Here is a 4,240-nt window from a genome sequence, read left to right on the forward strand (position 1 = left end):
GCATCCGCCTTCGCCGCCAGCACCTCCTCCGCCGATTCGCGATCGATCGCTGCGTCGTACGTCCCGCCCACCGCATCGGTGTCGATCAACACCCGCCGCTCCTCCGGCGTCACCGGCCCCACCCGGCTGACTGGCGGCGCGATCAGCGTGCGCGTCACCGGCGCCGGCGATCCGTCCGCCTGCAACAGCGACACCAGCGCCTCACCCACCTTCAACTCCGTAATCGCCGCGGCGACATCCACCCCCTGATTGGCACGAAACGTCTCCGCCGCCGACCGCACCGCCGCCTGATCGCGCGGCGTGAACGCACGCAGCGCATGCTGCACGCGGTTGCCCAACTGCCCCGCGATCCGCTCCGGCACATCGACCGGGTTCTGGGTGATGAAATACACGCCGACGCCCTTGGACCGGATCAGGCGCACCACCTGCTCGATCTTCTCGATCAGGGCAGGCGGCGCATCGTCGAACAGCAGATGCGCCTCGTCAAAGAAGAAGACGAACACCGGCTTGTCGGGATCGCCCACCTCCGGCAGTTGCTCGAACAGTTCGGAGAGCAGCCAGAGCAGAAAGGTCGCGTACAGCTTCGGGCTCGCCATCAACTGGTCCGCCGCCAGGATGTTGACCACCCCCTGCCCCGCCTCGTCGGTGCGGATCAGGTCGGTCAGCGCCAGTGCCGGCTCGCCAAAGAAATGCTCCCCGCCCTGCGACCGCAACTGCAACAGCGCCCGCTGGATCGCGCCGACCGATTGCTTCGACACGTTGCCATAGGTCGCGGTCAGTTCGTCCGCCCGCGCGGCGCAGGCCGCGAGCATGGCTTGTAGATCGTCCAGATCGAGCAACAACAGGCCTTCGCGATCCGCCAGGTGGAAGGCGATGGTCAGCACCCCCTCCTGCACGTCGTTCAGGCCCATCATCCGGGCAAGCAGCACGGGCCCCATCTCGCTTGCCGTCGCCCGCACGGGATGCCCCTGTCGCCCGAACAGGTCCCAATATTGCACCGGTATCGCGGCATAGGCCCAGTCGGTCAGGCCCATTTCGCTCGCCCGTGCGGCAAAGGCACCATGCACTTTGGCGGTCGGCGATCCCGGCATGCCCAGCCCGGACAGGTCGCCCTTCACATCCGCGACGAAGCTCGGCACGCCGGCCCGGGCGAAGCCCTCGACCATCCTCTGCAACGTCACCGTCTTGCCCGTGCCGGTCGCGCCTGCGATCAGGCCGTGCCGATTGGCGCGGTGCAAGTCGAGGATCTGGGGCGTCGCCCCATCGGAGCCAAGAAAGATGCCGTCCATCGCGCCAGCCTATCGCGCCCGCCCCAGAAGAAAAGGACCGCCGCGGTATCCCGCGACGGTCCCTTGCGTCAGGCGCTGAAGCCTTATGCCTGCTTGATCTTCACGCCTTACTTGATCTTCACCGGGATCAGGCCCTGCTGGCCGCGAGCACGCTGCACCAGCATCAGCACCTGCGTACGCCCGGCCGACTTGGCCTCGGCCACCACCCGCTGCACGTCAGCAGCCGCACGGACCTGCGCGCCGTTGATCGCCGAAATCACGTCACCGCGCTTCAGCTTGCCGGCCGCGTCGCTCGACGGATCGACCGCCGCGATCACCACGCCCTGCACCGTCGAATCGACACCGACAGCGCGCGCGATCGGCGGAGTCAGCGGCTGCACGGTCAGGCCGATGCCGTTGCCCGCTGCGGCCGGAACCTCGGCCTCGTCATCCGATTCCGGGAAGGCATTGGCATCGCCGCCGGCCAGCGCGGTCAGTTCCTCGTTCGAAGGACGCACCGCCGCGGTCGCGGTCACCGTCACCGGCTTGCCGTTACGCAGCACGTCGAGGCGCACCTGCGACCCCGGCTTTACGTTCGCCACCAGATAGGACAGCGTCGAATCCGGGTTCACCGCCTGGCCGTTGACCTTGGTCACGACGTCGAACCCGCGCAGGCCCGCCTTCGCCGCCGGGCCGTTCGGCTCGACGCGAGCGATGACCTCGCCCTGGTTCTTCGGGATGCCCAGCGACGCCGCGACATCATCGGTGACGGGCCCGCCGATCGACACGCCCAGATACCCACGCTCGATCTTCTCGCCACGACGCATCGTGTCGATGATCGGCTTGGCGTCTTCGGCGGGAATCGCGAAGCCGATGCCGATATTGCCGCCCGACTGCGAGAAGATCTGGCTGTTGATGCCGATGACGTTGCCGTTCATGTCGAACATCGGGCCACCGGAATTGCCCTGGTTGATCGCCGCATCGGTCTGGATGAAGCGGTCGTTCGCCCCGCCCTGCCCCGTCACGCGGTGCACGGCCGAAACGATGCCCGCGGTCACCGTAGAGTTCAGCCCGAACGGATTGCCGATCGCGACCACCCAGTCGCCGACCCGCGCGCGTGCCGAATCGCCGAAGCGCACGAACGGCAGATCGGTCGCCTGAATCTTGAGCAGCGCCAGATCGGACGTCTCGTCACGCCCGATCACCTTCGCGGTATATTCCTTGCGATCGGGCAGCGTGACGGTGATCGAATCGACCTGGGCACCCTGCGCCGGCGCGATGACGTGGTTGTTGGTCACCACATAGCCGTCCGGCGAGATGATGAAGCCGGAGCCGAGCGAGGCGCCCTCGCGCTTCTGCGGGGTCGCCCCGCCGCCGCCGGGGGCACCGAACTGGCCGAACAGCCCCTCGAACGGCGTGCCGGCGAACGGGTTCGCCTGCTGGCGCACCGTGATCGATTGCTTGGTGGAGATGTTGACCACGGCCGGCTGCAACTTGGCGACCATGTCGGCAAAGCTCATCGGTGCGCCCTGGCGCGGAGCGACCGCCTGGATGGAACCGGGCTCGTTCTGCGCGACCTGCGCGTTGCCCGGCTGCAGCGCCAGGGTCGCGGTCGCACCGCCGAGGAGGAGCGCACTGGTAATGGCGTAGGCGTAACGCACGTCTAGGGTGTTCCTCTCAGATGAAGAATTCTGCAAATCGTGGCCTATTTGCCACGCTTCGGCTGAACCCTGCTTGAATATGAACGAATGGACAGCGGATCAGGTCCGATGCGGCCAAAGATTAGGGCCGCATCATACCCTCATCGCCCGCGTCCCTCGAACTCCCTCAGATAGCTGTTGTTTGGCGACATGATGATCGAGGTCGAACCTTCCGGAGCCGGTCGGCCATCGGCGCCGAACGTCCGGCGATAGGACTGCATCGCCCGGTAGAAGTCGTAGAAATCGGCATCCTTGCCGAACGCACCGGCGTAGATCCGCGCAGCCTCCGCATCCGCCTCGGCGCGCACGATCTGCGCCTGCTTCTGTCCCTCGGCCGCGATGGTGATCGCCTCCTGCTGACGCGCCGACTGCATCCGGCGCAGCGCACTCTGCAATGGCGTGCCCTGCGGCAAGTCGGCCTCCTTGATGCGGACGTCGACGATCTGCACGCCATATTGCTGCGCCACGCGCTGCAACCCCTCCTGGATCGCGTCCATCACCCGCCCGCGCTCGGGGCTGAGGAGTTCAACAAAGCGCCGCTTGCCCAGTTCGTTGCGCAGCGCCGAGCCGAAGATCGGGCGGAGCTGGTTGGCCACCCCGTCCTCGCTGCCCGCCGTCGCCAGCATCAGCCGCGGATCGACCACCCGGAAGCGGGCGAACGCATCGACATTGACCCGCAACTGGTCGGTCGACAGCACCTGCGTGTTCTCCAGGTCGAGGTCCAGCACCCGCTTCTCGACCCAGACGATCCGGTCGACGAATGGCAGCCGCATGATCAGGCCGGCGCCGGTCTGGCCCAGTTCCTGCCCCGGCTGGTACCGGTTGATGACCCGGATCGGCTGTTGCAAGCGGTACACGACCGCCTGCTTCGTTTCCGGGACGATCGCAAAGGTGGCCGCCGCCAGAATGACGGCAAGCAGTGCGATCACTCCCAGCACCACCGGGTTGCGGAGCGACAGGCCGTTCACTGGCCGCCCTCCTGCACCGGGGCCGGCGTCGTCGTGGCCGCATCGGGCACGCGCCGCGCCGTCGGGGGCAGCGGCAGATATGGCACCACGCCGCCCGGCGTTTCCACGATCGTCTTGTCCGTCTTGGCCAGCACGGCCTCCATCGTATCGTAATACATGCGGCGGCGCGTCACCTCGGGCGCCAGCCGGTACTCGGCATAGACCTTGTCGAACGACGCGGCCTCGCCCTGCGCGGCGGCGATCACCTGCTGCCGGTACGACCGCGCCTGGTTCAGCGCGGCGGCGGCCTCCTGCTGCGCTGCCG

3 protein-coding genes and 1 pseudogene are annotated in these 4,240 nt (G+C 67.4%); all 4 read right to left on the minus strand.

The window, feature by feature from the left end; translation table 11 throughout:
- Positions 1 to 1,289: helicase HerA-like domain-containing protein (locus tag Q0U08_RS18120; protein WP_298093070.1), on the minus strand; the 1,289-nt coding region annotated here is incomplete at its 3' end.
- Between the two features lie 107 nt (positions 1,290 to 1,396).
- Positions 1,397 to 2,929 (minus strand): Do family serine endopeptidase, encoded by a 1,533-nt coding sequence (locus Q0U08_RS18125; RefSeq protein ID WP_298093072.1) that lies wholly within the window; start codon positions 2,927 to 2,929, stop codon positions 1,397 to 1,399.
- Between the two features lie 140 nt (positions 2,930 to 3,069).
- Positions 3,070 to 3,936 (minus strand): protease modulator HflC, encoded by an 867-nt coding sequence (gene hflC, locus Q0U08_RS18130; protein WP_298093074.1) that lies wholly within the window; start codon positions 3,934 to 3,936, stop codon positions 3,070 to 3,072.
- Positions 3,933 to 4,240, minus strand: a pseudogene (locus Q0U08_RS18135) (protease modulator HflK); the annotation flags it as partial. The pseudogene Q0U08_RS18135 and the gene hflC, both read right to left, overlap by 4 nt.

Origin of the sequence: uncultured Sphingomonas sp. (assembly GCF_946477935.1) — a bacterium.
Classification (GTDB): Bacteria; Pseudomonadota; Alphaproteobacteria; order Sphingomonadales; family Sphingomonadaceae; genus Sphingomonas.